Annotated in this window: 23 protein-coding genes; 9 read left to right on the top strand and 14 right to left on the bottom strand. The window is 65.9% G+C overall.

Annotated features, from left to right (window positions below):
* Positions 1–74: 74 nt before the first annotated feature.
* The 3 genes from secF (at position 75) to ACFFJ7_RS12305 (ending at position 2,346) form a co-directional block, all read left to right on the top strand.
* On the top strand, positions 75–1,025 hold the full coding sequence (gene secF, locus ACFFJ7_RS12315; RefSeq protein ID WP_166950775.1) for a protein translocase subunit SecF: 951 nt from the start codon (positions 75–77) through the stop codon (positions 1,023–1,025).
* Positions 1,025–1,414 carry an Mth938-like domain-containing protein gene (locus ACFFJ7_RS12310; RefSeq protein WP_377592663.1) on the top strand — a complete coding sequence of 130 codons (390 nt, stop codon included), beginning with the start codon at positions 1,025–1,027 and terminating at the stop codon, positions 1,412–1,414. Before secF ends, ACFFJ7_RS12310 begins: the two co-directional genes overlap by 1 nt.
* 71 nt (positions 1,415–1,485) lie before the next feature.
* Positions 1,486–2,346 (top strand): phytoene/squalene synthase family protein, encoded by an 861-nt coding sequence (locus tag ACFFJ7_RS12305; protein ID WP_377592661.1) that lies wholly within the window; start codon positions 1,486–1,488, stop codon positions 2,344–2,346.
* Here the strand turns inward: ACFFJ7_RS12305 and trmFO are convergent.
* The 3 genes from trmFO to uvrA all read right to left on the bottom strand — a co-directional run bounded on the left by trmFO (position 2,305) and on the right by uvrA (position 7,211).
* Positions 2,305–3,762 carry a methylenetetrahydrofolate--tRNA-(uracil(54)-C(5))-methyltransferase (FADH(2)-oxidizing) TrmFO gene (trmFO, locus tag ACFFJ7_RS12300; protein ID WP_377592659.1) on the bottom strand — a complete coding sequence of 486 codons (1,458 nt, stop codon included), beginning with the start codon at positions 3,760–3,762 and terminating at the stop codon, positions 2,305–2,307. The two genes, ACFFJ7_RS12305 and trmFO, sit on opposite strands and share 42 nt — an antisense overlap.
* Before the next feature lie 158 nt (positions 3,763–3,920).
* Positions 3,921–4,076 (bottom strand): DUF1127 domain-containing protein, encoded by a 156-nt coding sequence (locus tag ACFFJ7_RS12295; protein WP_166950783.1) that lies wholly within the window; start codon positions 4,074–4,076, stop codon positions 3,921–3,923.
* Between the two features lie 204 nt (positions 4,077–4,280).
* Positions 4,281–7,211, bottom strand: a complete 2,931-nt coding sequence (uvrA, locus tag ACFFJ7_RS12290) for an excinuclease ABC subunit UvrA (RefSeq protein ID WP_377592657.1) — start codon at positions 7,209–7,211, stop codon at positions 4,281–4,283.
* 305 nt (positions 7,212–7,516) lie between these two features.
* Here uvrA and ssb point away from each other — a divergent pair, with 305 nt between their 5' ends.
* Positions 7,517–8,035: a single-stranded DNA-binding protein gene (gene ssb / locus ACFFJ7_RS12285; RefSeq protein WP_166950786.1), complete on the top strand. Its 519-nt coding sequence runs from the start codon at positions 7,517–7,519 to the stop codon at positions 8,033–8,035.
* Positions 8,036–8,169: 134 nt separating this feature from the next.
* Here the strand turns inward: ssb and ACFFJ7_RS12280 are convergent, their stop codons facing one another.
* The 4 genes from ACFFJ7_RS12280 to ACFFJ7_RS12265 form a co-directional block, all read right to left on the bottom strand.
* Positions 8,170–9,033, bottom strand: coding sequence for a bile acid:sodium symporter family protein (locus ACFFJ7_RS12280; protein WP_377592654.1), 864 nt, complete (start codon positions 9,031–9,033; stop codon positions 8,170–8,172).
* A 123-nt stretch (positions 9,034–9,156) separates the two neighbouring features.
* Positions 9,157–12,906, bottom strand: coding sequence for a methionine synthase (metH, locus tag ACFFJ7_RS12275; protein WP_377592651.1), 3,750 nt, complete (start codon positions 12,904–12,906; stop codon positions 9,157–9,159).
* Between the two features lie 47 nt (positions 12,907–12,953).
* On the bottom strand, positions 12,954–13,889 hold the full coding sequence (metF, locus tag ACFFJ7_RS12270) for a methylenetetrahydrofolate reductase [NAD(P)H] (RefSeq protein WP_377592650.1): 936 nt from the start codon (positions 13,887–13,889) through the stop codon (positions 12,954–12,956).
* A gap of 14 nt (positions 13,890–13,903) precedes the next feature.
* Positions 13,904–14,908, bottom strand: coding sequence for an ArsR/SmtB family transcription factor (locus tag ACFFJ7_RS12265; RefSeq protein WP_377592647.1), 1,005 nt, complete (start codon positions 14,906–14,908; stop codon positions 13,904–13,906).
* A 369-nt stretch (positions 14,909–15,277) separates the two neighbouring features.
* Here ACFFJ7_RS12265 and ACFFJ7_RS12260 point away from each other — a divergent pair, with 369 nt between their 5' ends.
* Together ACFFJ7_RS12260 and ACFFJ7_RS12255 are read left to right on the top strand one after the other, a co-directional pair.
* The gene (locus ACFFJ7_RS12260) at positions 15,278–15,706 is read left to right on the top strand and encodes an Hsp20 family protein (RefSeq protein WP_166950792.1); all 429 of its coding nucleotides are present in this window, start codon (positions 15,278–15,280) and stop codon (positions 15,704–15,706) included.
* A 42-nt stretch (positions 15,707–15,748) separates the two neighbouring features.
* Positions 15,749–16,015, top strand: a complete 267-nt coding sequence (locus ACFFJ7_RS12255) for a BQ00720 family protein (protein ID WP_166950793.1) — start codon at positions 15,749–15,751, stop codon at positions 16,013–16,015.
* A 63-nt stretch (positions 16,016–16,078) separates the two neighbouring features.
* Here the strand turns inward: ACFFJ7_RS12255 and ACFFJ7_RS12250 are convergent, their stop codons facing one another.
* Positions 16,079–16,849: an alpha/beta hydrolase gene (locus ACFFJ7_RS12250; protein ID WP_377592644.1), complete on the bottom strand. Its 771-nt coding sequence runs from the start codon at positions 16,847–16,849 to the stop codon at positions 16,079–16,081.
* Between the two features lie 74 nt (positions 16,850–16,923).
* On the opposite strand from ACFFJ7_RS12250, the gene ACFFJ7_RS12245 reads away from it, so the two are divergent.
* From ACFFJ7_RS12245 to sseA, 3 genes are all read left to right on the top strand, one after another.
* Positions 16,924–18,186 (top strand): glycosyltransferase family 4 protein, encoded by a 1,263-nt coding sequence (locus ACFFJ7_RS12245; RefSeq protein WP_377592642.1) that lies wholly within the window; start codon positions 16,924–16,926, stop codon positions 18,184–18,186.
* A 185-nt stretch (positions 18,187–18,371) separates the two neighbouring features.
* Entirely contained in the window at positions 18,372–18,902 is a 531-nt protein-coding gene (gene infC, locus ACFFJ7_RS12240) for a translation initiation factor IF-3 (protein WP_166950796.1), read from the top strand.
* A 125-nt stretch (positions 18,903–19,027) separates the two neighbouring features.
* Positions 19,028–19,891, top strand: a complete 864-nt coding sequence (gene sseA / locus ACFFJ7_RS12235; RefSeq protein ID WP_377592639.1) for a 3-mercaptopyruvate sulfurtransferase — start codon at positions 19,028–19,030, stop codon at positions 19,889–19,891.
* A 104-nt stretch (positions 19,892–19,995) separates the two neighbouring features.
* On the opposite strand, the gene ACFFJ7_RS12230 is transcribed toward sseA, so the two are convergent.
* From ACFFJ7_RS12230 to ACFFJ7_RS12205, 6 genes are all read right to left on the bottom strand, one after another.
* Entirely contained in the window at positions 19,996–20,778 is a 783-nt protein-coding gene (locus ACFFJ7_RS12230) for an ABC transporter permease (protein WP_166950798.1), read from the bottom strand.
* A complete protein-coding gene (locus ACFFJ7_RS12225) occupies positions 20,775–21,497 on the bottom strand; it encodes an ABC transporter permease (protein ID WP_166950799.1) in 723 nt (240 codons plus the stop codon). Before ACFFJ7_RS12225 ends, ACFFJ7_RS12230 begins: the two co-directional genes overlap by 4 nt.
* A 208-nt stretch (positions 21,498–21,705) precedes the next feature.
* Positions 21,706–22,494 carry a transporter substrate-binding domain-containing protein gene (locus ACFFJ7_RS12220; RefSeq protein WP_166950801.1) on the bottom strand — a complete coding sequence of 263 codons (789 nt, stop codon included), beginning with the start codon at positions 22,492–22,494 and terminating at the stop codon, positions 21,706–21,708.
* Positions 22,495–22,716: 222 nt separating this feature from the next.
* On the bottom strand, positions 22,717–23,406 hold the full coding sequence (locus ACFFJ7_RS12215; RefSeq protein ID WP_166950803.1) for a 3-oxoacid CoA-transferase subunit B: 690 nt from the start codon (positions 23,404–23,406) through the stop codon (positions 22,717–22,719).
* A 2-nt stretch (positions 23,407–23,408) separates the two neighbouring features.
* Positions 23,409–24,059 (bottom strand): CoA transferase subunit A, encoded by a 651-nt coding sequence (locus tag ACFFJ7_RS12210; RefSeq protein ID WP_166950805.1) that lies wholly within the window; start codon positions 24,057–24,059, stop codon positions 23,409–23,411.
* Between the two features lie 193 nt (positions 24,060–24,252).
* A complete protein-coding gene (locus ACFFJ7_RS12205) occupies positions 24,253–25,362 on the bottom strand; it encodes an RHE_PE00001 family protein (protein WP_377592635.1) in 1,110 nt (369 codons plus the stop codon).
* Positions 25,363–25,406 lie beyond the last annotated feature (44 nt).

The following is a 25,406-nucleotide window of genomic DNA, read 5'->3' as shown; positions in this document are numbered from 1 at the left end:
GACTGCCGTTCGAACGTATTGAAGTGAAGGGTTGGCGCCGCCCCGCGCGGGCCGCCCGCTGAGGAGAGACGAGAGTGCGCCTGCTTCGCATCTACCCCGATGACACCCGTTTCGGCTTCGTCCGCTTCCGGCGCATCACGCTGCCGCTGTCGGCGCTGCTGGTCGTTATGACGGTCGTTCTCGGCATGACTGTCGGCCTCAATTTCGGCATCGATTTCAAGGGCGGCACGCTGATCGAGATGCAGGCCAAGTCCGGCAAGGCCGATGCGGGCGCCATCCGGCAGACGGCGGAGGGGCTCGGCTTCGGCGGCGTCGAGGTGCAGGAATTCGGCACGCAGGGCGGTGTGTCGCTGCGTTTCCCCATCCAGGAAGGCGGCGAGGGCGCACAGAGCAACGTCGTGCAGCAGGCGCGCGCGACCTTCGAGGCGGATTACGAGTTCCGCCGCGTGGAGACGGTGGGGCCGCGCGTGTCGGGCGAACTGGTGCGCTCGGGCACGCTCGGCATCGTACTGGCGATCGGCGCGGTGATGGCCTACCTGTGGTTCCGGTTCGAGCTGCAGCTCGCGATCGGCGCCATCATCGGCACCATCCACGATATCATTCTCACGGTCGGCTTCTTCGTCGTCACGCAGTCCGAATTCAACATGACGTCGATCGCCGCGATCCTGACCATCGTCGGTTATTCGCTCAACGAGACGGTGGTGGTGTTCGACCGCACGCGCGAACTGATGCGCCGTTACAAGAGCATATCGGTCGAGGAGCTGCTCGACGTTTCCGTCAACACCACCATGTCACGCACCGCGATGACCGCCACGACGACCTTCCTCGCCGTGCTGGCGCTCGTGCTGTTCGGGGGTGAGGCGATTCGCGGCTTCGCGGAGGTCATGCTGTTCGGCGTGGTGATCTGCACATACTCGGCGGTGTTCGTGTCATCGCCCATCCTGATCTATCTCGGCTTGCGCTCGCGCCCGGCCGAGTCGGCACAGGCGGCGACGCGGGCGGACGCAGCGGAGCAGACGCCCTGATGTCGAAGCCGGAGGCACGCTACGAGGGTTTCCTGCCAGGGCAGCATCCCGTGACGGCCTACGGCAATGGCGGCTTCCGATTCGCCGGCATGTCGCACCGGGGATCGCTGCTGCTGTTGCCGTCCGGCGTCGTTGCCATCGAAGCGGCCTCAGTCGCCGATCTGTCCACGGTGCAGCTGGCGCAGGTCGCGGCGGAAGGCGAGGGGGTCGAACTGCTGCTCATCGGCACGGGGCGCAACATGCAGCTGCTGCCTGCCGGTCTGCGGCAGTTCCTTTCGGAGGCAGGCGTGCGATTCGAGACCATGCAGACCGGGGCGGCGATCAGCACCTACAACGTCCTGCTGGCGGAAGACCGGCGCGTGGCGGCTGTCCTGATCGTCGTGGAGTAATCTCCCGGTCGTGTCCGCGTGTCGTTGCAAGGGTGCAGTCACCGTTTGCTGAAATTGCTTTGGAGCGCACGATGGCGCCGACCGTTTCCGTGTCTGCCTTCTCCCATTGCGAAACCATCGTGCGCGAGCACGAACCGGACCGTTACTGGGCGAGCCTCTTCGCACCGGCGGACAAGCGGCCCTATCTCCAAGCGCTCTATGCCTTCAACCATGCGGTCGCGTGCGTGCGCGAATCGGTCAGTGCGCCCCTTCCGGGCGAAATCCGCCTGCAATGGTGGCGGGATGTGATTGACGCCGCACAAAGCGGCGCGCAGGGCGACCCGGTGAGCGAAGCTTTGATCGCCACCATCACCCGCTTTTCGCTTCCTGTGCAGGCATTCCACGACCTGATCGACGCGCGCGTCTTCGATCTCTACGATGACCCGATGCCTTCGCTCGCCGATCTGGAGGGATATTGCGGGGAGACATCGTCCGCCCTGTTCCGGCTGGCGAGCATCGTGCTGGCCGATGGCCGCGATCCGGGCGGCGCGGACGCCGCCGGGCATGCGGGCGTCGCCCATGCGATGACCGGCCTGCTGCGCGCCCTGCCGTGGCATTTGCGGCGGGGGCAGGTCTACCTGCCCGCCGACGTTCTGGAACGGCACGGCGTGAGCCGCGAAAGCCTGACGACGGGCGCCGCCGATGGCCCGGGTCTGTCACGGGCGCTCGCCGACCTGCGGGCGGTTGCTCGCGATCATTTCACCAAGGCCGAGACGGCCATGGCTGATGTGGCGCCGGAGGCCCGGGCGGCCTTTCTGGCGGCGGCTACCGTTCCGGCTTATCTCGCGCGCATGGAGCAGCGCGGCTACACGCCGTCGCGCTCCATCATCGATCTGCCGCAATGGCGTCGGCTATGGGCCTTCTGGCGGACAGCCGGGCGCTGGGGCCGATAGGGTAGCCAGCCACGACGCGAGGTCCCGCCGCGCCCGCGTCGTCAGCGCCTGCTTGCGGGCGAGTGCCTTGGCCGATCCCCGCAGCCGCTTGCCGTCCTCCGAGCGCAGCGCCTCGGTGAGCGGCGGAAACAGGCCGAAGTTCACGTTCATCGGTTGAAACGAGGAGGGTTTCGATACGGCCTCACCCTCCGCGCCGTCGTCGTCCGCATCGACGGAGACATGGCCACCGGTGATGTAGTCGAGCAGCGCGCCGATCGCCGTCGTCCGGGGCGGAAGGGGCAGGCTCGCCCCCGTCTCCTCGGCTGCGGCGAAGCGTCCGGCCATGAGGCCCACCGCCGCACTTTCCACATAGCCCTCGCAGCCGGTGATCTGTCCGGCGAAGCGCAGGCGTGGCCGCGCTTGCAGCCGCAGCGTCCTGTCGAGCAGGCGGGGGGAGTTGATGAAGGTGTTGCGGTGCAGGCCGCCCAGCCGTGCAAACTCGGCGTTTTCGAGGCCGGGAATCATGCGCAGGATGCGCGTCTGCTCGCCGTACTTCAGTTTCGTCTGAAAGCCGACGATGTTGTAGAGCGTCGCGGAAGCGTTATCCTGCCGCAACTGCACAATGGCGTAGGGCTTGACGAGAGGATTGTTGGGATTGGTCAGGCCCACCGGCTTCATCGGGCCGAAGCGCAATGTCTCGCGCCCGCGTTCCGCCATCACCTCGATGGGCAGGCAGGCGTTGAAATAGGGCGTGTTTTTTTCGAATTCCCGGAAGTCCGTCTTCTCGCCGGCCAGCAGCGCGTCGACGAATGCTTCGTACTGTTCCTGCGTCATCGGGCAGTTGAGGTAATCGGCGCCCGTGCCGCCCGGCCCCGCCTTGTCGTAGCGCGATTGCGCCCAGACGATGTCGCGGTTGATCGTATCCGCATGGACGATGGGCGCGATGGCATCGAAGAAGGCGAGCGCGCCTTCGCCGGTGGCTCCCTGCACCGCGTCCGCCAGCGCCTGCGAGGTGAGGGGGCCGGTGGCGATGATCGTCTGCCCCCAGTCCTCGGGCGGCAGGTCCTTCACCTCCTCCCGCACGACGGTGATGAGCGGATGCGCGCCGATGGCTGCTGTCACCGACTGCGAGAAGCCCTCGCGGTCCACGGCGAGCGCGCCACCCGCCGGCACCTGATGGGCATCCGCATGCGCCATGATCAGCGAGCCGAGCGCCCGCATCTCCTGATGCAACAGTCCGACAGCGTTGGTGCCGGCATCGTCCGAGCGGAAGGAATTGGAGCAGACCAGTTCGGCCAGCCCGTCTGTCTTGTGGGCGGGGGAACTGTTGTCGGGGCGCATCTCGTGCAGCACGACGGGCACGCCCTGGGAGGCGACCTGCCAGGCAGCCTCGCTGCCCGCGAGCCCTCCCCCTATTATGTGAACCGGATTCGTCATCCGGTCTATGTGTCGCTTATGGGGGCAAGCGTCAAGCGAGGTTAACGTCCTCGCCGCGGCTTACCGCAAGCGCCCAAACAAGAACGCCCGCCTGCTAACAGGACGGGCGTTCTATCGAGGCCTTCACGGTGCCGGTGTCACGCCAATGCGTGCCACAGTCACGCATTGGAATACTTCTTGGCGACGTACGGGATTTCCCAGCGGGACAGACCAACGTCGTTCAGCTCGCGATCCGAGAGCTGAGAAAGCTCGCGAATGGTCTCACGGTACAGACGCCAAGCGCGGATTTTGGACAGAATATAAGAAACGATCATCACACTCTCCTGATGCAGCGATGCGGAGGGATTAATCTCCTGCACTGTTGCGATGCAATATACGTCACCAGCGCATGCTGAGGGAGAGGGCATTTGGAAGATCAGTCAGGCATTCAATGCATGGCTAGAAGGCAGTTTCTTCACGATTTGCCCACAATTGGGGCAAAAAGATAAATGGTTTCATGTGTAAGCATTGCGCTCTCGTCATTCCGCCGCTTGTGTGCGCTTGCGAAGAGGTCGGCGGGCCAGCACTTCCCGCAGGAAATGGCCCGTATGGCTCTTCTCGTCTGCGGCGATCGTCTCCGGCGTGCCCTGCGCGACGATCCGCCCGCCGCCATCGCCGCCCTCGGGCCCCATGTCTATGATCCAGTCCGCCGTCTTGATGACTTCGAGGTTATGCTCGATCACCACGACGGTGTTGCCCTGCTCGACGAGTTCGTGCAGCACTTCGAGCAGCTTGGCGACGTCATGGAAATGCAGGCCGGTGGTCGGCTCGTCGAGGATATAGAGTGTGCGGCCGGTGGCGCGTTTCGACAGCTCCTTGGAGAGCTTGACCCGCTGCGCCTCGCCGCCGGACAGCGTCGTCGCGGGCTGGCCTACCTTCACATAGCCGAGCCCGACGCGCGACAGCGTCTGCAGGCGGTCGCGGATGGCCGGCACGGCCTTGAACAGCTCCAGCCCCTCGTCGACCGTCATGTCGAGCACGTCGGCAATCGAGTGGTCGCGGTATTTCACCTCCAGCGTCTCGCGTTCGTAGCGCTTGCCCTTGCAAACGTCGCAGGTGACGTAGACATCGGGCAGGAAGTGCATCTCGATCTTGATGACGCCGTCGCCCTGGCAGGCCTCGCAGCGCCCGCCCTTGACGTTGAACGAGAACCTCCCCGGCTGGTAGCCGCGCGCCTTCGCCTCCGGCAGACCGGCAAACCATTCGCGGATCGGCGTGAACGCGCCCGTATAGGTGGCCGGATTCGAGCGCGGCGTGCGGCCGATGGGCGACTGATCGATGTCGATCACCTTGTCGAGCTGCTCCAGCCCGTCAAGTGCGTCGAACGGGGCAGGGTGGGCCACAGCGCCATTCAGATGCCGCGCCGCCGCCTGGTAGAGCGTGTCGATGACGAGGGTGGACTTGCCGCCGCCCGACACGCCGGTGACGCAGGTGAAGGTGCCGAGCGGAAACGCGGCGGTGACGTTCTTGAGGTTGTTGCCCCGCGCGCCCCTGAGCGTCAGCATGCGGCTTTTCTGCGGCTTGCGGCGTTTGGCGGGCACCGGCACCGAGAGTTCGCCGGTCAGATACCTGGCCGTCAGCGAATCGGGGGATTTCAGCAGCTCCCCGGGCGTGCCCTGCGCCACGATGCGCCCGCCGTGGACACCCGCGCCGGGCCCGACGTCGACGACATAATCCGCCTGCAGGATGGCGTCCTCGTCGTGCTCGACCACGATCACGGTGTTGCCGAGATCCCGAAGGCGCTTCAGCGTCTGCAGCAGCCGCTCGTTGTCGCGCTGGTGCAGGCCGATGGATGGCTCGTCCAACACATAGAGCACGCCGGTGAGGCCCGATCCGATCTGGGACGCAAGCCTGATGCGCTGGCTCTCGCCGCCCGACAGCGTGCCGGAGGCGCGCGCCAGCGTGAGGTACTCCAACCCCACATCGAGCAGGAAGGTGAGCCGCTCGCGGATTTCCTTCAGGATGCGGTAGGCGATCGCGTTCTGCTGCTCGGTCAGCGTCGCCGGCGCCGCCTCGAACCAGCCGCGCGCGTCGCTGACCGACAGTTGCGACACCTCGCCGATATGTTTCCCCGCGATCTTCACGGCCAGCGCCTCGGGCTTGAGGCGGAAGCCGTTGCAGGCGGCGCAGGGCGTCTCGGACATGAAGCGCGCGATGTCCTCCCGCGCCCACTCGCTGTCCGTCTCCTTCCAGCGTCGTTCGAGATTGGGTATGACACCCTCGAACGGCTTGTTGACCTCATAGCTGCGGCTGCCGTCCGCATAGAGGATGCGCACCTTCTCGCGCCCGGTACCGTAGAGAATGGCATTGCGCAGGCCCTCCGACAGCTCCGACCACTTCGTCGCCATGCCCTCGCCGAAGTGAGCGGAGAGCGCGTCGAGCGTCTGGGCGTAATAAGGCGAGGTCGATTTCGCCCAAGGCGCCACCGCGCCGTCGCGCAGCGTGCGGCCCTCGTCCGGCACCACCAGCGTGGGCGAGACGTGCATCTCGCGGCCGAGCCCGTCGCAGACCGGGCAGGCGCCATAGGGGTTGTTGAATGAGAACAGCCGCGGCTCGATCTCCGGAATCGTGAAGCCGGAGACGGGGCAGGCGAATTTCGATGACAGAATCAGCCGGCGCGGCGCGCCCGATTCGTCCGTTTCGTCGGCGAATTCGATGACGGCGATGCCGTCCGCCAGATCGAGCGCGGTCTCTAGCGATTCCGACAGGCGCGACGCCATATCGGCGCGCACGACCAGCCGGTCGACCACGACGTCGATGTCATGCTTCAGCTTCTTGTCGAGCGATGGCGCGTCCGCGATCTCGTGGAAGACGCCGTCGATCTTCACACGCTGGAAGCCGCGTTTCAGGAACTCGGCGAGTTCCTTGCGGTACTCGCCCTTGCGCCCGCGCACTACGGGGGCAAGCAGATAGAAGCGCGTCTTCTCCGGCAGGGCGAGCACCCGGTCGACCATCTGGCTGACCGTCTGGCTCTCGATCGGCAGGCCCGTCGCCGGCGAATAGGGCACGCCGACGCGCGCCCAAAGCAGGCGCATGTAATCGTAGATCTCCGTCACCGTGCCGACGGTGGAGCGCGGGTTGCGCGAAGTCGTCTTCTGCTCGATGGAGATGGCCGGCGACAGGCCGTCGATCTGGTCGACGTCCGGCTTCTGCATCATCTCCAGGAACTGGCGAGCGTAGGCGGACAGCGATTCGACATAGCGGCGCTGCCCCTCGGCATAAATCGTGTCGAAGGCCAGCGATGATTTGCCGGATCCCGACAGGCCCGTGAACACCACGAGCCTGTCGCGCGGGATCGTCAGGTCGACGTTCTTCAGGTTGTGCTCGCGCGCGCCGCGAATGCTGATCACGTGGCGGGGGCCCGCCGGCAGCGGCGTCGAGCCATCGAAAAGGTCGTCAAGAGAGGCCATCAGTCACCAGCCGGTTGCAGAAAAAGGCACGCCGGAATACGGTCAGGAAAAGTCGTCATGCGCAAGGCGATCATAGCGGCATCCGATGCCCGGTGTTGTGCGTTTGTCGAAAATCGGTCTTGCATTCACTTTTGCACTGCATTAGGAACATTTCAAGAACAATTTTCTTTGCGGGACGGGTGGGTTCGATTGGCGGCGTTTTCCGGGCATAAGCGCTTCGGGGCCGGGCGTGCGGATTGGTGGCACCGGCGGATTCGCGTATTGTCCGGGTTTGCCAACGGCACCCGCAGCAGGAGGACATCGGTATGGCAGGCAGCGTGAACAAGGTCATTCTCGTCGGCAATCTCGGGCGCGATCCGGAGATTCGGCGCCTCAATTCGGGAGAGCCGGTCGCGAGCCTGCGCATCGCCACGTCCGAGACCTGGCGCGACAAGGGGACCGGCGAGCGCCGCGAGCGGACGGAATGGCATAATGTCGTGATCTTCAACGAGAATCTCGTGCGTATCGTCGAACAGTACCTGCGCAAGGGCACCAAGGTCTATGTGGAAGGTCAGCTGCAGACGCGCAAGTATCAGGACAAGGACGGCCAGGAGCGCTACACGACCGAGGTGGTGCTGCAGCGCTTCCGGGGCGAACTGACGATTCTCGACAGCCGTGGCGGCGGTGAGGAAGGCGCCGGCGGGTATGGCGGCGGCAGCTTCGCCGGCGCGGAGCCGTCGCGCCCGGCCGTCAGCGACAGGTCGCAGACATCGGGCAGCGGCAGCTACGGAGGCGGCCAGTCCGGGAACTATTCCACGGACCTCGACGACGATATTCCGTTCTGATCGCGGTATCTGTCGGCATGCCGGCATTTCTTGGCCGGTTGCCGGCGGCCTGCAGGTTCAGGTATTGCCGCACATCGGGCCTTGTTCAGGTTCCATAATCCTGCTTACGCGATTCATCTATCCGTGTAGCCGCGTCACACCTCCTGCGTGGCGCCAGCTACACGACGTCGCCATTTGATATAAGGAATCGACACCAGCGTGCCGATGACCAGATGGTAGAGAACGACGGCGAGCGCGGCTCTTTCGTCGGGGAAATTGACGCTGGCGATTGCCATGGCGATTCCCGGATGGCGCGTTCCGGTCGCCAGCGCCAGCACGGTGCGGTCCTTCGGCTCCGGACCACCGAGCTGGTGGCCGACCAGAAGGCCGATCAGCGTGAAGGCCGCCAGCGCGACGGCGACGCCGTTGCCCACCATCGCCCATATAGCCGGCCATGCCACGAACAGCACCGGCAGGCATGCGGCGACGAGCAGCGCCATCGCTGCAGCTGAAACAGGCCGGGCAATCCGGTCCGCGAAGGCCGGCGCGTAGTGCCGCACAGCAATGCCGGCTGCCAGCGGCGCGATGACGGACGTGAGTTCTATGAAGCCTATCTTGAGCGCCGATATGCCCGTATCGTGTCCGAATGCCGCGCCGACGAGTCTCACGGCGAGCGGTGCCAGAACGATCGCCATGAGCGAGGCCGCGACCAGCAGGCCGATGGTATAGGTGGCCGAGCCGCCCGCCCCGCGCTGCTTGTTGGCAAGGATGGGTGGCACCGGCGAGACCGCCAGCGCCACCAGCGCGATGCTGACCGGCCGCGGCAGATGGAACAGCGCGGCGATCGCTGCGGCGACGACAACCATGATGACGTTCATGGCGAGGATCGAGCGCAGGAAAAGCGCGCGATGCTGCACAAGGTATATCGCATCCTCCCGTCTGGCGGAAAGACCGATCGTGAAGACGAGAAAGAGGATGCTGACCTTGATCGTCAGCAACAGCAGGTGCGCGAGCGTCATGCCTGCACTCTATGCGTGAAGAATATAACGATATTATTTATCTTGGGATTTATGCCATGACTGCCACGCCCCCGGCCTGCGGGTCGTCGCCGCGTGCGGGATGGCGCGCGGCGACGGGCAGGATCACTCCGCCGCCACGCGGGCATAGGCCGCGGGATCGTAGTTGAGGATCGGGCCGAGCCAGCGCTCGACCTCGGCCACGTCCATGCCCTTGCGCAGTGCATAATCTTCCACCTGATCGCGCTCCACCTTGGCGACGCCGAAGTAGAACGCTTGAGGATGCGACAGGTAGAGCCCCGAAACCGACGATCCCGGCCACATCGCGTAGCTCTCGGTGAGCTTCACGCCGATGCGCTCTTCCGCCTTCAACAGGTCGAACAGCGTCGCCTTCTCGGTGTGGTCGGGCTGGGCCGGATAGCCCGGCGCCGGGCGGATGCCCCGATAGTCCTCGCGCAGCAACGCCTCGTAATCGTCCTCGCGCTCGTCGGGTGCGTAGCCCCAGAATTCGCGCCGCACGCGCTGGTGCATCCGCTCCGCGAAGGCTTCCGCCAGCCTGTCGGCGAGCGCCTTGACCAGGATGGAGGCATAGTCGTCGTTGGCGTGCTCGAAGCGTTTGGCAATTCGCTCCTCGGCGAGGCCGGAGGTCACCACAAAACCGCCAATGTAGTCGGCCTTGCCGCTGCCCTCGGGCGCGACGAAATCGGACAACGCCACGTTCGGCTTGCCGTCGCGCCGGGCGAGCTGCTGGCGCAGGGTATATAAGGTCGCGATCCGCTCCTGACGGCTTTCGCCCGTATAGAGCGCGATATCGTCGCCCACCGCATTCGCCGGCCAGAAGCCTATGACGGCCTTGGGCGTGAACCAGCGCTCGTCGACGATCCGCTTCAGCATCTCCTGAGCTTCCGTATAGAGTTGGCGCGCCACCGGGCCCTGCGTTTCGTCGGCGAGGATATCCGGGAAGCGCCCGCGCAGCTCCCATGACTGGAAGAACGGCGTCCAGTCGATGTAGCGCGCGAGTTCGCCCACGTCGTAGCTGCTGAAGGTGCGCGTGCCGAGGAATGCAGGTCTGGGCGGCGTGTAGTTCGCCCAGTCGACGGCGAAATGGTTCGCCCTCGCCTTCTCGATCGGCACGCGCTTCTTGTCGGCCTCGGCGCGCGCATGGGCGGCGGCGGCCTTCGCGTAGTCCTCGCGGACGCCGGCGATATAGCCGTCGCGCAGGTCCGGCGAGAGCAGCGACGACACCACGCCCACGGCGCGGCTGGCGTCGTTGACGTGGATCGCCTGCCCGCGCGCGTAGTTGGGGTGGATTTTCACCGCCGTATGCACCCGGCTCGTGGTGGCGCCGCCGATGAGCAGCGGGACGTCGAAGCCCTCGCGCTCCAGCTCCGCCGCCACATGCGCCATCTCGTCGAGCGAGGGCGTGATGAGGCCGGAGAGGCCGATGATATCGACCTTCTCGGCGCGCGCCGTGTCGAGTATCTTCTGTGCCGGCACCATGACGCCGAGATCGATGATCTCGTAATTGTTGCACGCCAGCACGACGCCGACGATGTTCTTGCCGATGTCGTGCACGTCGCCCTTCACGGTCGCCATCAGCACCTTGCCGGCGGAAGACAGCTGGGAGAGGCCCGTCTCCTGCTTCTCCTTTTCCATGAAGGGCATGAGATAGGCCACGGCCTGCTTCATCACGCGGGCGGATTTCACCACCTGCGGCAGGAACATCTTGCCGGCGCCGAACAGGTCGCCGACCACATTCATGCCCGCCATCAGCGGCCCCTCGATGACGTGCAGCGGGCGCTTCGCGGCAAGGCGGGCCTGGTCGACATCGTCCTCGATATATTCGGTGATGCCGTTGACGAGCGCGTGTTCGAGACGCTTGCCGACTTCCCAGGTGCGCCACGTCAGGTCCGCCTCGCGCGCCTGCTTGCCCTTGCCCCTGAAATCCTCGGCAAGCGCCAGCAGCCGCTCGGTGCCGTCCTTGCGCCGGTTCCGGATCACGTCCTCGCACGCCTCGCGCAGCGCGGGGTCGATCTCGTCATAGACGGAAAGCTGCCCGGCGTTGACAATGCCCATGTCCATGCCAGCCTGGATGGCGTGGTAGAGGAAAACGGCGTGCATCGCCTCGCGCACCGGCTCGTTGCCGCGGAACGAGAACGACAGGTTGGAAACGCCGCCTGAGATGTGCGCATGCGGCAGGGTCTGGCGGATGCGGCGGGTCGCCTCGATGAAATCGACGCCGTAGTTGTCGTGCTCCTCGATGCCGGTCGCGACGGCGAAGATGTTGGGATCGAAGACAATGTCCTCCGGCGGAAAGCCCGCCTCCTCCGTCAGCAACTTGTAGGCGCGTGTGCATATCTCGACCTTGCGCGCCTGCGTATCCGCCTGCCCCGTCTCATCGAACGCCATGACCACGACCGCCGCGCCATAGGCACGCACGATGCGCGCTTCGTGCAGGAACTTTTCCTCGCCCTCCTTGAGCGAGATGGAGTTGACGATTCCCCTGCCCTGCAGGCACTTCAGCCCAGCCTCTATGACGCTGAACTTCGAGGAATCGACCATGATCGGCACGCGGGCGATGTCGGGCTCGGACGCCACCAGATTGAGGAAGGTCGTCATCGCCTTCTCACTGTCGAGCAGGCCTTCGTCCATGTTGATGTCGATGACCTGCGCGCCGTTCGCGACCTGATCGCGTGCCACGTCCAGCGCCGCTGCGTAGTCGCCGGCCGTGATGAGCTTGCGGAAGCGCGCGGAGCCGGTCACGTTGGTGCGCTCGCCGACGTTGACGAAGGGAATGTCGGGCGTCAGCGTGAATGGTTCGAGGCCCGAGAGGCGCAGCAGCGGCGGTTGCGTCGCCGGCTTGCGCGGCGCCTTGTCCGCCACCGTCTCGGCAATGGCGCGGATATGGTCGGGCGTCGTGCCGCAGCAGCCGCCGACGATGTTGACGAGCCCGGCTCCGGCGAACTCGCCGATGAGCTTCGCCATCGCTTCCGGGCTTTCGTCATAGAGGCCGAACTCGTTCGGCAGCCCGGCGTTCGGATAGGCGCAGACGAAAGTGTCCGCCGCCTGCCCCAGCTCCTGTATATGCGCGCGCATCTCCCGCGCGCCGAGCGCGCAGTTGAGGCCGATGGAGAACGGGTCTGCGTGGCGCAGCGAATACCAGAAGGCCGTCGGCGTCTGCCCGGACAGGGTTCGTCCGGAGAGGTCCGTGATCGTGCCGGAAATCATGATCGGCAGCCGCACGCCGGTTTCCGCGAACACCTGTTCGGCGGCGATGACGGCGGCCTTGGCGTTCAGCGTGTCGAAAATGGTCTCGATCAGGATGACGTCCGCGCCGCCCGCGATCAGCCCGCGCGTCTGCTCGGCATAGGCGCCGCGCACTTCGTCAAAGGTTACAGCGCGATAGCCGGGATCGTTGACATCCGGCGAGATCGACAGCGTGCGGTTCGTCGGGCCGATGGCGCCCGCCACGAAACGCCGGCGGCCGTCTTTCTCCCGCGCGATGGTGGCGGCCTCCCGGGCCAGCCGCGCGCCCTCGAAGTTGATGTCGAACACCGCCGATTCCAGCCCGTAGTCGGCCTGCGCGATCGAGGTGCCGGAGAAGGTGTTCGTCTCGACGATATCCGCGCCGGCCAGGAAATATTGCAGGTGGATGTCGCGGATGGCGTCCGGCTTCGTGAGCACGAGGATGTCGTTGTTGCCCTTCAGGTCCTGTCCATGGTCCCGGAAGCGCTCGCCGCGGAAGTCGGCCTCTGTCAGCTTCAGGCCCTGCACCATGGTGCCCATGGCGCCGTCGAGGATCAGGATGCGCTCCCGCGCGGCAGCCGTCAGCGCCCTGCGGACCTCGGCTCCGTCAACAACCGGCGATGTACTCATTCTCAACTCATCCTCTCTCCGCCGCACCGGGCGGCGCTGAAACCGCGTCAGGCGGCTGCTTGCGCCTGCCCGGCCAACGGGCGCAGGCCCAGCAGATGGCAGATCGCATAGACGAGATCGGCGCGGTTCATCGTATAGAAATGGATATCGGTGACGCCGCGGTCCACCAGATCGAACACCTGTTCGGCGGCCACCGCCGCCGCGATCAGGCGGCGCGTCTCCGCGTCGTCGTCGAGGCCGTCGAAGCGCTGCGCGAGCCAGGCCGGCACGCTCGCCCCCGCGCGGGCGGCGAAGGCCGCCGTCTGGCGGAAATTCTGCACCGGCAGGATGCCTGGCACCACGGGGATATCGATGCCCGCCGCGCGCACCTTGTCGAGATAGCGGAAGTACACATCGTTATCGAAGAAGAACTGGGTGATCGCGCGCGCCGCGCCCGCCTCGACCTTCTGCCGCAGCACATCGATATCGACATCGATGCTCGCGCTCTCCGGGTGTTTTTCCGGATAGGCGGAAACGCTGATCTCGAAATCGCCGATCTGGCGGATGCCCGCGATCAGCGCGGGCGTCGAGACGTAGCCTTCCGGATGCGGCGCATACGGCGTGCCGATGCCGCCGGCCGGATCGCCGCGCAGCGCCACGATGTGATGCACGCCCGCCTCGGCATAGGAGCGGATGACGTCGTCCACCTCCGCCTTCGTCGCGGAGACGCAGGTGAGATGCGCGGCCGGGCGCAGCGCCGTCTCCTCCACGATGCGCCGGACGGTGGCGTGCGTGCGCTCGCGCGTTGAGCCCCCCGCGCCGTAGGTCACCGAGACGAAAGCGGGACGCAGCGGCTCCAGCCGCTTGATCGAGGCCCAGAGCGTCTCTTCCATCGCCGGCGTTTTCGGCGGAAAGAACTCCAGCGAGACGCGCACCGGGCGCGTGCCGTCGCGGCTCGGCCGGAAGCCTGGTCGGAACCCGGGACGGGATTCATGAAGCGTCATATCAAAAACTCCCGTCAAGCAACTGCGGATATGGAAGAATATTCTGAAACGTCGGTAACGACGCGCCGGTCGCGGGCGAGATACAGCGAGACGGTCAGCAGATCGCCCCGGCCGGGCTCGGCAGGCGTCAGGTCGCGATAGCCGATGAGGTCGAGTTCCGCCTCCTCCAGCCAGCCGGACATCTGCTCATGGGAAAAGCCGAGCCTACGGTGGGCGTGCTTCTCCCGCAGGAACTCAAGCTCGTGGGCGGCGAAATCCACGATCAGCAACCGCCCTCCCGGCGACAAAGCCCCGGCCGCCTCGCGGATGGCGCGCGCCGGATCGTCGAGGAAGTGCAACACCTGATGAATGAGCACGAGATCGAAGGAATGGCGCTCGACAGGCAGCGCGTGGATATCGCCCTGCCGGAGCTGGACATGGGACAGGCCCGCCTGCTCCAGATTGGCGCGCGCGACGGTCAGCATGGCATGGCTGGCGTCGAGGCCGACGGCCCTCGCCGCCCGCTCGCCCAGAAGCTGCAGCATGCGGCCGGTGCCGGTGCCGAGATCGAGCACGGCGCGGAATGGTTGCTCGCCGATCATCTCGCGGATGGCGGCTTCGACGGCATCCTCCGGAACGTGGAGGGCGCGCATCTCGTCCCAATGCCCCGCGAGACGCGAGAAATGCACCTGCGCCGCCTGTGCCCGCGCCTCGCGCACGGCATCGAGCCGCTGCCTGTCGGCCTGCAGCCGGGAGTCCCCGCGATGCAGGCGCGCGACGAGATCGCGCACCACCATGGCGCCGGCGTTCTGGTCCGCCAGCCGGAAGAAGGCCCACGCACCCTCGCGTTGGCGCTCGATCAGCCCGGCTTCCGTCAGCAGCTTGAGATGGCGCGATATGCGCGGCTGGGATTGCGCCAGAATGTCCGTCAGATCGGAGACGTTCAGCTCGCCCTCGGCCAGCAGCGCAAGAATGCGCAGGCGCGTTTCCTCGCCTGCAGCCTTCAGCGCCGCCAGCATCGCGGACAGCGGAACGGCCATGGACGCCTTCTCCCGGAGCGGTCCGCGAGATCGCAAAGGAGCGGACGCTGCCGCTGATGACGTCGTGCCGGAAGTCATGTTCGCACCCCGCTCAAGCCCGCGATATTCCTCGCGTCCCCCTCGTCCGGGACGCTCCATGCCTTATTTTGAAGAACTGCAAAAATCATATAAAGATATATTTATATATATTCTCGCATGGAGGCAAGCGCCATTTTCCGGCGTCTCCTGCCCCTGCGGGCGGGCGGGCCGCCTCTTGACCGGCGCCTGGCGAGGGGTCATATGTCGTTTCAAGCTGTTTCCGGATAGGTGCTGCATCGGCGGGCCTGTGCGGGAGTGTTCCGAAACGAAGTGCCAAAAAGGGCTTCGGATATGTCACGCATGCCATCGTTGTCCTCGCCGTTCCTCCTTGGCTTCGACGAGATCGAGCGCGCGCTCGACAGGGTCGCCAAGGCCGCGAGCGACGGTTATCCTCCCTACAATATCGAGCGCATCGCCGGCGAAGGTAACACGCCGGACCGCCTGCGCATCACGCTGGCCGTCGCAGGATTCACGCGCGAGCAGCTTGAAATTACGCTGGAGGAAAACCAGCTTGTAATCAGAGGCCGTCAGACTGAGGATAAGGGCCGCCAGTTCCTGCACCGTGGCATCGCGGCGCGGCAATTCCAGCGGTCGTTCCTTCTGGCGGACGGCATGGAGGTGTTGGGGGCCGACCTCGCTAACGGGCTCCTGTCGATCGATCTGGTCAGGCCCGAGGCCCAGCGCATCGTCCGGCGGATTGATATTCTGGCGCGCGATTGATCGCGGCCAAGACTCGCGACTGCTTCTGAAGGAGAGTGCGATATGATCAATGGTTCCTTTGAATTCGACGGCGACGCGACCGACGTGCGGGCTTTCGGCCTCGCTGGCGGCGGCAAGATAGCCTACCTGCGGTCCATCCGTTCCGAGGACGTGAAGAAGCTGTTCCCCGATGCGCCCGCCATCAAGCCGGGCCTCAAGCTCTTCGCCCTGCTCGCGGCGGACGGCACGCCCATAGTCGTCACCGACTCGCGCGATGCTGCCATCGCCAACGCCTGGGCGCACGATCTTGAGGCAGTGAACGTCCACTAATTCAGTATCTTACCGGGTGATATTCATATGCCGCCGCGGGTTCTCCTGCGGCGGCATTGTTTTTCAGGCGGAAACGGCTCCAGCGACGGTCGCCACCAGCAGAGCGATATCCTGCGGGCGCGAGAGCCGGTGATCGCCGTCCTTGATGAAGGTCACGGTCGTCGCCTCGCCCGGCAGGTGCTCCACGAGTTCCAGCGCGTGGCGCCACGGCACATCCGGGTCCTGCATGCCCTGCAGGATATGCACCGGGCAGCCGGGGGCGATGGGCGCGCCGAACAGGTTGTGGCGCGCGCCGTCCTCAATCAGCGCCCGGGTGATCGGATAAGGCTCGCCATAGGCCGAAGGCACCAGCAGACGGCCGCTTTCCGTAACGGTGCGCCGGTCGCTTTCGCTCATGGCGGCCCACATCAGCTTGTCGGTGAAATCGACGGCGGGCGCGATCAGCACCAGCGCGGAAGGCGCGCTGTCCGTTCCCGCAAGCGTGCGCGCGGCAAGCAGCGAGAGCCAGCCGCCCATGGAGGAACCGACGAACACCGGCCGCGTGCCGGCCCTGGCGCGGATGATGCTCACTGCATCCGACAGCCAGTCCGAAATGGTGCCCTCCTCGAATCGCCCGTCGGATTCGCCGTGTCCCGAATAGTCGAAACGCAGGAAGGCCTGCCCGCTTCGCTGCGCCCAGTCGTCGAGCGCTGCGGCCTTGGTGGCGCGCATGTCCGAGCGGAAGCCGCCGAGCCAGACGACGGTCGGCGACCGCCCCTCGCGCGGCAGATAAGCCAGACGACGACCGCCGGTAGCGGTTTCGTTAATGAAAAATTGCGCGTTCGGCTGGTTCACTTTACATAACTCCGCTGTCAGCATGGCTATTGTACGAATCTTTCCGCCTACTCTTACCATTGGTGAACCTGTCGATGCGACCGGGCGCTCTCCGACCGAATGTATCCCGTGGCCTGTCCGCGACGACGACGCACCCGCTGTACGGCCGCACGGTCTTGCAGATCATTCCCGATCTGGAGGCCGGCGGGGCGGAGCGCACCACGGTCGATATCGCCGCCGGCCTTGCGGAAGCCGGTGCGCGCGCGCTGGTCGCGACGGAAGGCGGCCGGCTGGTGGGCGAGCTGCAGGCCAATGGCGGCGTCTGGGTGCCCTTCCCGGCCCGTAGCAAGAACCCTGTCGCGATGGCCTTCAACGCGCGCAAACTGGCCCGCCTTTGCCGACAGGAGGGCGTCGAGCTGCTCCACGCCCGCTCCCGCGCGCCGGCCTGGGTGGCGCTGATGGCGGCAAGGGTGCTCGGCCTGCCGTTCGTCACGACCTATCACGGCAGCTATTCGGGCAAGTCCTCCGTCAAGGTGCTGTACAATTCCGTCATGGCGCGCGGCGACGTGGTCATCGCCAATTCGCGCTACACCGCGGGTCTCATCGAGGCCGCGCATCCGGTTGCAGCCGGGCGTGTGAAGGTCATTCACCGTGGCACGGATCTCACGCAATACCAGCCCGACAGGGTGGCGCCGGAGCGAGTCGAGGCGCTGCGCAAGCAATGGCAGACCGCGCCGCACCAGCGGATCGTGCTGCTCGCCGCACGCCTCACCGCATGGAAAGGGCAGCGCGTACTGATCGAGGCGGCGCACCTCCTGCACGACGGGCAAGCCCATCGCGACGCGCTTGCGGACGTGGTCTTCATCCTCGCCGGCGACCCGCAGGGGCGCGATGGCTACGTACGCCAGCTCGACAAGGACATCGCGCGCCTCGGCCTGACGGACGTCGTGCGCCGCGTCGGCCATTGCACGGACATGCCAGCCGCCTTTCAGGCCGCGTCCGTCGTCGTCGTGCCGTCGACCGAGCCGGAAGCCTTCGGGCGGGTGGCGGTGGAAGCGCAGGCCATGGGAACGCCGGTCATCGTCTCCGATCTCGGTGCGGTGCCGGAAACCGTGCTGAGCCCGCCGGACGTCGCGCCCCAGCAACGGACCGGCTGGCGCGTGCCCGCCGGCGACGCGCCAGCCCTGGCCGCCGCCGTTGCGGAGGTGCTGCTGCTCGGCGCCTCCGCCCGTCAGTCGCTGACCGCGCGTGCGCGCCGGCACGTCGAGTCGCATTTCTCGCTGGAATACATGGTTAATGAGACGCTTGGCGTCTATGCCGCCCTGCTGGCCGGCAGGCAGCGCACGCCGCAGGGTTGACACAGGTCGTCATTTTCGTGTCGTGATGTGGCCGGATGCTATTGACATTGTGGTACTTTATGCAAATGTTCCCGTCATCGAGGCAGTGCGTCGTGGCAGGAGGGCAGTTGATTTTTTCGGTTTGATCCGGGAGGTGCCCATCGCTGTCCGGCGTCAATCAGGAGAGATCAGCCATTCGCCGCCCCATGAGATCGCTTGCGGTTCCGCAGAAGGAAGGGCCGCGCGCCAACAGAGACATCCGTGGCGTTCGTGAAGTTCAACTTATCGATGAAGAGGGCCAGAATCGCGGGGTCGTATCGTTCTTCGACGCCCTGCGCATGGCCGAGGAAGCGGGACTGGACCTCGTCGAGATAGCTCCCAACTCGACCCCCCCCGTCTGTAAGCTGCTCGATTACGGCAAGTTCAAGTTTCTGGAGCAGAAGAAGGCCGCCGAGGCCCGCAAGAAGCAGAAGACCGTCGAGGTGAAGGAGATCAAGCTCCGCCCCGGCATCGATGACAACGACTATAACGTCAAGATGCGGGCGATGCAGCGCTTCTTCGAGGAAGGCGACAAGGTCAAGGTAACCTTGCGCTTTCGTGGTCGCGAGATGGCGCATCAGGATCTCGGCTACAAGCTGATGCTGCGCGTCAAGAACGATGTGCTCGAAACCGCCAAGGTGGAGAGCGAGCCGCAGCTCGAAGGCCGCCAGATGACCATGGTACTGGCGCCACGGTAGAGCTTTATATCAGGTATATCGAGTAACAATTATTGGTGCTTGCGTGACGGCGCGCGCTTGCGCACAATGACTCCCGGGGGCGGCGGACAACGGGTTCGCCCTCCGCGCATTCCCGGGAGCAACATATGTCGTCGCCGCTCGTTTCTCCGCAATGGCTCGCCGAAAAGCTCGGCCTCGCCGGCAGTGCCGCCGATCCCGCCGTCGTAACGGTCGACGGATCGTGGTATCTGCCCGCGGAGAATCGCGACCCGCAGGCGGACTATCTCAGGGCGCACATTCCCGGCACCGTTCGTTTCGACATCGACGCCCTCAGCGATCGCGCCTCGCCCCTGCCCCATATGCTGCCATCAGCGCCGGATTTCGCCGCGCGCGTCGGCGAACTTGGCATTTCCGACAAGGATATCATCGTTGTCTACGACGGCGCGGGCCTGTTTTCGGCTGCGCGCGTATGGTGGACCTTCCGTCATTTCGGCGTGGAAAACGTCTTTGTGCTCGACGGTGGCTTTCCACGCTGGCAGGCGGAGGGGCTGCCGGTCGAGGCAGGCAGCGTGACGCGCCAGCCGGCGGCCTTCGCGGTGAAGCCGGCGCTTGAGGCGGTGATCGATGCCGAGGGCGTGCGCACCTATCTCGATCGGGCATCCGCCCAGGTCGTTGACGCACGCGGCGCACCCCGCTTCCGGGGAGATGTGCCGGAGCCCCGCCCGGGCCTGCGCAACGGCCACATTCCGGGTAGCCGGAACCTGCCCTTCAGCGAGATCGTCAACGACGGGCAGCTCAGGCGCCCGGAAGAAATTGCCCGGGCCTTCGCACAGGCTGGCGTGGATACCGACAGGCCGGTCGTCGTCACCTGCGGCTCCGGCGTCACGGCAGCGGTGCTGGCGCTCGGCCTCCACACGTTGGGCAAGCCCGTGACGGCGCTTTACGATGGATCGTGGGCGGATTGGGGCTCGCGCGAGGATCTGCCGGTCGCCACCGGCCCGGCATCGTGATGCCAAGGGATATTGGCCGACCCGACTGATCGGCCATCATCCTTGCCTCGTCTGCTCAACTACTTTCAACAAAATTTTGTGTAAGCTATTGATTAAAAATCACATTATCCGGGTGGTTGCGCGATTTCCAGCATGTGGCGTGTCAGCCGGCGCTCGAAGCGCAGCCAGACGCGGCGGGTGATTTCCACCAGCACCAGGTAGAGTACGGCGGCGTAGATATAGACGTTGAAGTCGTAAGTGCGCGAATAGGCATAGCGCGCCTCGCCCATCAGGTCGAAGATGGTGACGAGGGCGGCGAGCGCGCTGGCCTTGACCATCAGCACCACCTCGTTGCCGAGCGGCCGCAGCGCCACGATCATGGCCTGCGGCAGAACCACGAGCCGGAACGCTGGCCAGTAGCCAATGCCGAGCGCCCGGGCGGCTTCCCATTGCCCGGTGGGCACGGATTTGATCGCGCCACGGAAAATCTCCGCCTGGTAGGCCGCCGTATTCAGTGTGTAGGTGAGCAGCACGCAATACCACGCCTCGCGAAAAATCCACCAGACGCCGAGTGTTTCAAGCGTTCCGCGAAATTGCAGGCCGCCATAATAGACGAGGAAGAGCTGCACCAGCAGCGGCGTGCCGCGCAGCGAATAGCTGAATGCGCGGAACGGCGCGCGCAGCCAGCGCCTGCGGGACAGCAGCGCGAGGGACGATGCAAGCCCCAGCACCGCGCCGAGGCTGCAGGTGATGACGACGATCTGCACCGTGATGCCGAGGCCGGACACGATGCGCCCGCCGTAGCGTTCCCAGAGTTCCGGACTGCCGAACGGCGTGAACAGCACGCCGAGCGCCTGCGTCAGCACCGCGTGCAGCCAGCCGGTGAGGGTCGGGATGAGATCCGTCATGCGTCCCGCTCCCGTCCGCGCGCACTGCGCCGTTCGAGGTGCGCGAAAAGCTCGCCGGAAACGGCGGAGATCAACAGGTAGACAACGAAGGCGGTGATGTAGAACAGAAAATACTGCTTCGTCGTGCCCGCCGCGACCTGCGTCATGCGCATCAGCTCGGTCAGCGAGATCACGGATACGAGCGAGGTATCCTTCAGCAGCACCATCCACAGGTTGCCGATGCCAGGCAAGGCGTGGCGCAGCAGTTGCGGGAAGATGACGAGGCGCAGCGTCAGTCTGCGCGACAGACCGAGCGCGGCGGCGGCGGCATACTGGCCTTGCGGAATCGCTGTGAAGGCGCCGAGCCACACCTCGCTCGCGTAGGATGCGTTGACCACGCCCAGCGCGACGACGCCCGCGGCGAAGGCCGGTATTTCCACGACGACGCCCGGCGCCACGGCCGCGAACAGTTGCCGGAGCGCGATCTGCGCGCCGTAGAACACGAGGAACAGCGTCAGCAGCTCCGGCAGGCCCTTGAACACCCACGCGAACGCAACGGAAGCGCCGCGCGTGATTCTGCCGCCGGAGCGCTGCGCCAGCGCCAGCAGAAAGCCGAACATGATGCCGAATGGAAAAGTGACGAGTGCGAGCGCCAGCGTAAGCAGCGCCCCCTTCAGAAGCTCGTCGCCCCATCCCCCCTCGCCGAACGATAGCAGGCTCAGCAACTCGGACGCCGGCATAAGCACGCCCCCTGCGTCCGCCCCCGCGTGTGCGTCATTGGATCGTCAACCGTCTCGACCGCCTGGGAAATCCGTGCGGCTTGAAAATGATAGCCGCTGTCAAACCGCAAAACGGCGCCCATGTCCAGCCGGGAAGCCCGAATTCCTCAGGGATTCCCGCAGGAAATACAGCCGCGGGGGCGCAAGGCCCTCCCCGGCGGTGTCACGATCAGTCGAGCTTGTAGTCGAAGTACTTCGCCGCGATCCGCGCGAAGGTGCCATCGGCGTGCACCTCGTCGATCGCCTTGTCGAGCAACGCCTTCAGATCGCTGTCTTCCTTGCGCAGCGCCGCGCCGATGCCCTCGCCATGGTACTCGAGAACATTGTCGAGGTCTGCCAGCAGCTTGCAGCACGCCTGCCCTTCCTTGCTGCGCAGGAAATCCATGATCGTGGGCTTGTCTGCCATCGTGGCATCGATGCGCCCGCCGGCGAGATCGGTGTTGGCCTCGTCCTGCTTGGGATAGAGACGGATGTCGGCGTCCTTGTAGACGCCTTCCGCGTAATTCGTGTGGATGGTCGACGACTGCACGCCCAGCACCTTGCCCTTCAGGCTTTCGGGCGAGGCGTCCTTGAGGGGCGAATCCTTCGCGACCGCGACGCTGGGGCGCAGCACGAGGTAGGGCTTCGTGAAGGCCACCTGCTTCTTGCGCTCCTCGGTGATCGACATGGAAGCGAACACCGCGTCATAGCGGCCCGCGAGCAGCGCCGGCAGGATGCCGTCCCAATCCTGCGCCTGGAAGGTGCAGGTTACGTTCGCCTTCTCGCAGATGGCCTGCGCGAGATCGATCTCGAAGCCGGCGACCTTGCCGGACGAATCCGTGTAGTTGAAAGGCGGATAAGCGCCTTCGGTAGCGATGCGAATGGTTTTCCATTCCTTGGCCGACGCCGGCGTGGCGAGCGGCAAGGCGGCGAGCGCTGCCGCAAGAGCGACAGAGGCTGCAACGGTAAGACGGCGCATTACGGTTCCCCTTATGATTTTGCGGACACAGGCACTGCATCCCCGTTCCCGCCCGCCGGAACGGGAATCGCATGACATCTGGCTTCTAGGGTACCGGAAAGACGACGCGGCTTACAAGCCGTCCGTTTGAAGGGCATCCGGTGCGCGACAATGGGCCGCCGGATGCAAACGGGGGCTGCGGCCGGCGCCGCGCCCCCGGAAAGTCAGGCGAAAGACAGCCGATCAGGCTGCGGCGGCGCTCGCCTCTTCGAGCGTGCGCACGGAAAGCACCATTTCGGGCACGTATTCCGGCACGTGGATCTTCGCCGTCGTGTTCTCGACGATGGTGTCGACCACGATGCCCGGCGCGCGCTCGCGCAGGACGAGGCCATCGTCGGTGGGCTCGATCACCGCGAGTTCCGTGACGATCAGCGTCACGCGGCGCAGCGAGGTCAGCGGCAGGGTGCATTTGGGCACGATCTTCGGCCGGCCGCGCGCCGTGTGCTGCATGGCGACGATGACGCGCCGCGCGCCGGTCACGAGGTCCATCGCGCCGCCCATGCCCGGCACCATCTTGCCCGGCACCACCCAGTTGGCGAGCTGGCCGTTCTCGTCCACCTCAAGCCCGCCGAGCACGGTGGCTTCGACGTGGCCGCCGCGGATCAGGCCGAAGGAGACCGCGCTGTCGATGGTAGCCGCGCCCGGCAGGGCGGAAACGTAGCCGCCGCCAGCGTCGGTCAGGTCTTCGTCCTCCATGCCCTCCGGCGGGCGGGCGCCCATGCCGATGATGCCGTTTTCCGACTGGAAGAAGACGGAGAGTTCCGCCGGCACATAGCGCGACACGCCGGTGGGCAGGCCGATGCCGAGGTTGACGAGCGAGCCGGGTTTGAGTTCACGCGCCACGCGGCGCTGGATGATTTCCAAGGCGTCCATGCTCAGGCCCTCTTGATCAGATAGTTGACGAGCACGCCGGGCGTGCGCACGGCGTCCGGCGGAATCACGCCGACTGGGACGATCTCGCGCGGTTCGCAGATGACGGTGTCGGCCGCCATCGCCATGATCGGGTTGAAGTTCGTCGCCGTCAGCTGGTACGTGAGGTTGCCCACGTAGTCAGCCTGGTCGGAGTGGATGAGCGCGAAGTCGGCTCTCAGCGGCGGCTCGTAGAGCCACTCCTCGCCGTCGATCTCGATGACGCGCTTGCCCTCGGCCTCGATGGTGCCGAGAGCCGTCTTCGTCAGCACGCCGCCGAGTCCGTAGCCGGCCGCCCGAAGCTGCTCCGCCAGCGTGCCCTGCGGCGCCAGATCGATGACCATCTCGCCGTCGATCATCTGCTTCTGCGCTTCGGGGTTGAGGCCGATATGCGACACGATGAGCTTCGACACCGCGTGCGCGTGCACGAGGCGGCCGATACCGAAATCGGGACGCCCGGCGTCATTGCCGATCACGGTAAAATTCTTGCGGCCGGCCTCCACAAGCGCATCGACGATACGGTGCGGCGTGCCGACGCCCATGAAACCGCCGATCGCCAGAACGGCGCCGTCCGGGATCAACTCCGCAGCCGCCTGCGGCGTGATTGCCTCTTTCATGTCTACTCTCCAGCCGTTGAAACGGAAACAAGCGAAGCCATCTTCCGACCCGTCGCGCCATGAGCCACGTCAACGATAGAATGCTTGTAACAATGGCAACTATTTGCACGGTCGACGTTTTGCATGACAACCATGACGGGCATGTGTCGTCAAGCGGCCCCCGTACTACAATTGTTGCATCGCACGGAAACTGTCACAACGCCCATGCGCGATACCTTCCGCGGCCGGTCGTCTCGCGCAGTCCGAGTTCGGCGATCAGACCCTGTGCCGCGCGCGGGGAAACGGCGAGCGCCTGCGCCACCGTGCCCGCCGTCACCAGCGGCCGGCGCGTTGCCAGCGCGATCAGCGCCGGCAGCCGCGATGTCGTGCGCCGGTTGGCGCACTTGCGCTCCAGCAGGCTGATCGCCAGCGTCAGGCGGTCGTGTTCGCGCAGGCCCGCCGCCGCGCAGGCGCGCACGGCCTCGCACCACGCGGCGAGCCGCGTCGCGCGGTCGGGCGAGCGCCGCCGCTCCCACGGGGAAAGGCGCAAGCCCGTGTTGAGGCACGGCAGGTGCGCCAGCGTCTTGCCGCGCTGCCGCAAGTAATCCGCCACGATCTGCCGGCCGAGCCACGCGCCCCGGCGCACGGGTGGCGCCGTCTCCCACGCATCCCACAGCAGGCCGGCGGCGATGACCGGCGGCAGGCCGTCCATGACGGCGGCCATACGCTGCCATGCGGCCAGTTGCGCGGCGTCGTCCGGGTCCGCTGCCGGCAGCGGCTCCCGCCGCATCCCGCCTTCCGCCCGCGCTTCTCCGGCGAGCACTTGCGCCGAGCGGGCGAGCGCGACGTCGATCAGCGCCAGCGCGGAATCGAGCGCTGCGTTTTCGGCCGTGGCTTCCGGCGCGCGCGCGTCCGCGATTTCCGCCCCCGGCAGGCGGGTTTGCGGGCGCTCCCCCTCGCCGTGCAGGCGCGCGAAACCTTCCGGCGACAGGGCCCAGCCTGAAGGCTGCGCCGCGATGAGGCGGCGCGCGCCGACGATGGCCCGCGCGCGGATCAACTGCGGCGTCGGGGCATGTATATCCATGCCGGCGTCATGCAGCACCAGATCTTCCAGCGCCACGAGTTCTCCCTCGATCCACAGCGACGCGCAGGCATCCGCGAAATGCGAACGGGCGATCCATCCCTCGCCGGCGGCGCCTGCGCGCAGGCGCTCGTCAAGGCGTGCCAGCATGTCCTCGGCGGCGACCAGCGGGCCGGCGAGAGACGCCCACGGTAAATCCGCCGGCCCGCAGGCGGCGAAGCGGTCAGCGGAGGCGCCCGGCATGGCGGAAACCGTCAGAATACGCCGTCCACGTGGACGAGGCCGGC

Origin of the sequence: Pseudochelatococcus lubricantis (assembly GCF_042432495.1) — a bacterium.
Lineage (GTDB): Bacteria > Pseudomonadota > Alphaproteobacteria > Rhizobiales > Beijerinckiaceae > Pseudochelatococcus > Pseudochelatococcus lubricantis.
Note: the sequence above shows the minus strand (reverse complement) of the source record. Positions and strands in the feature narration are given on the sequence as shown.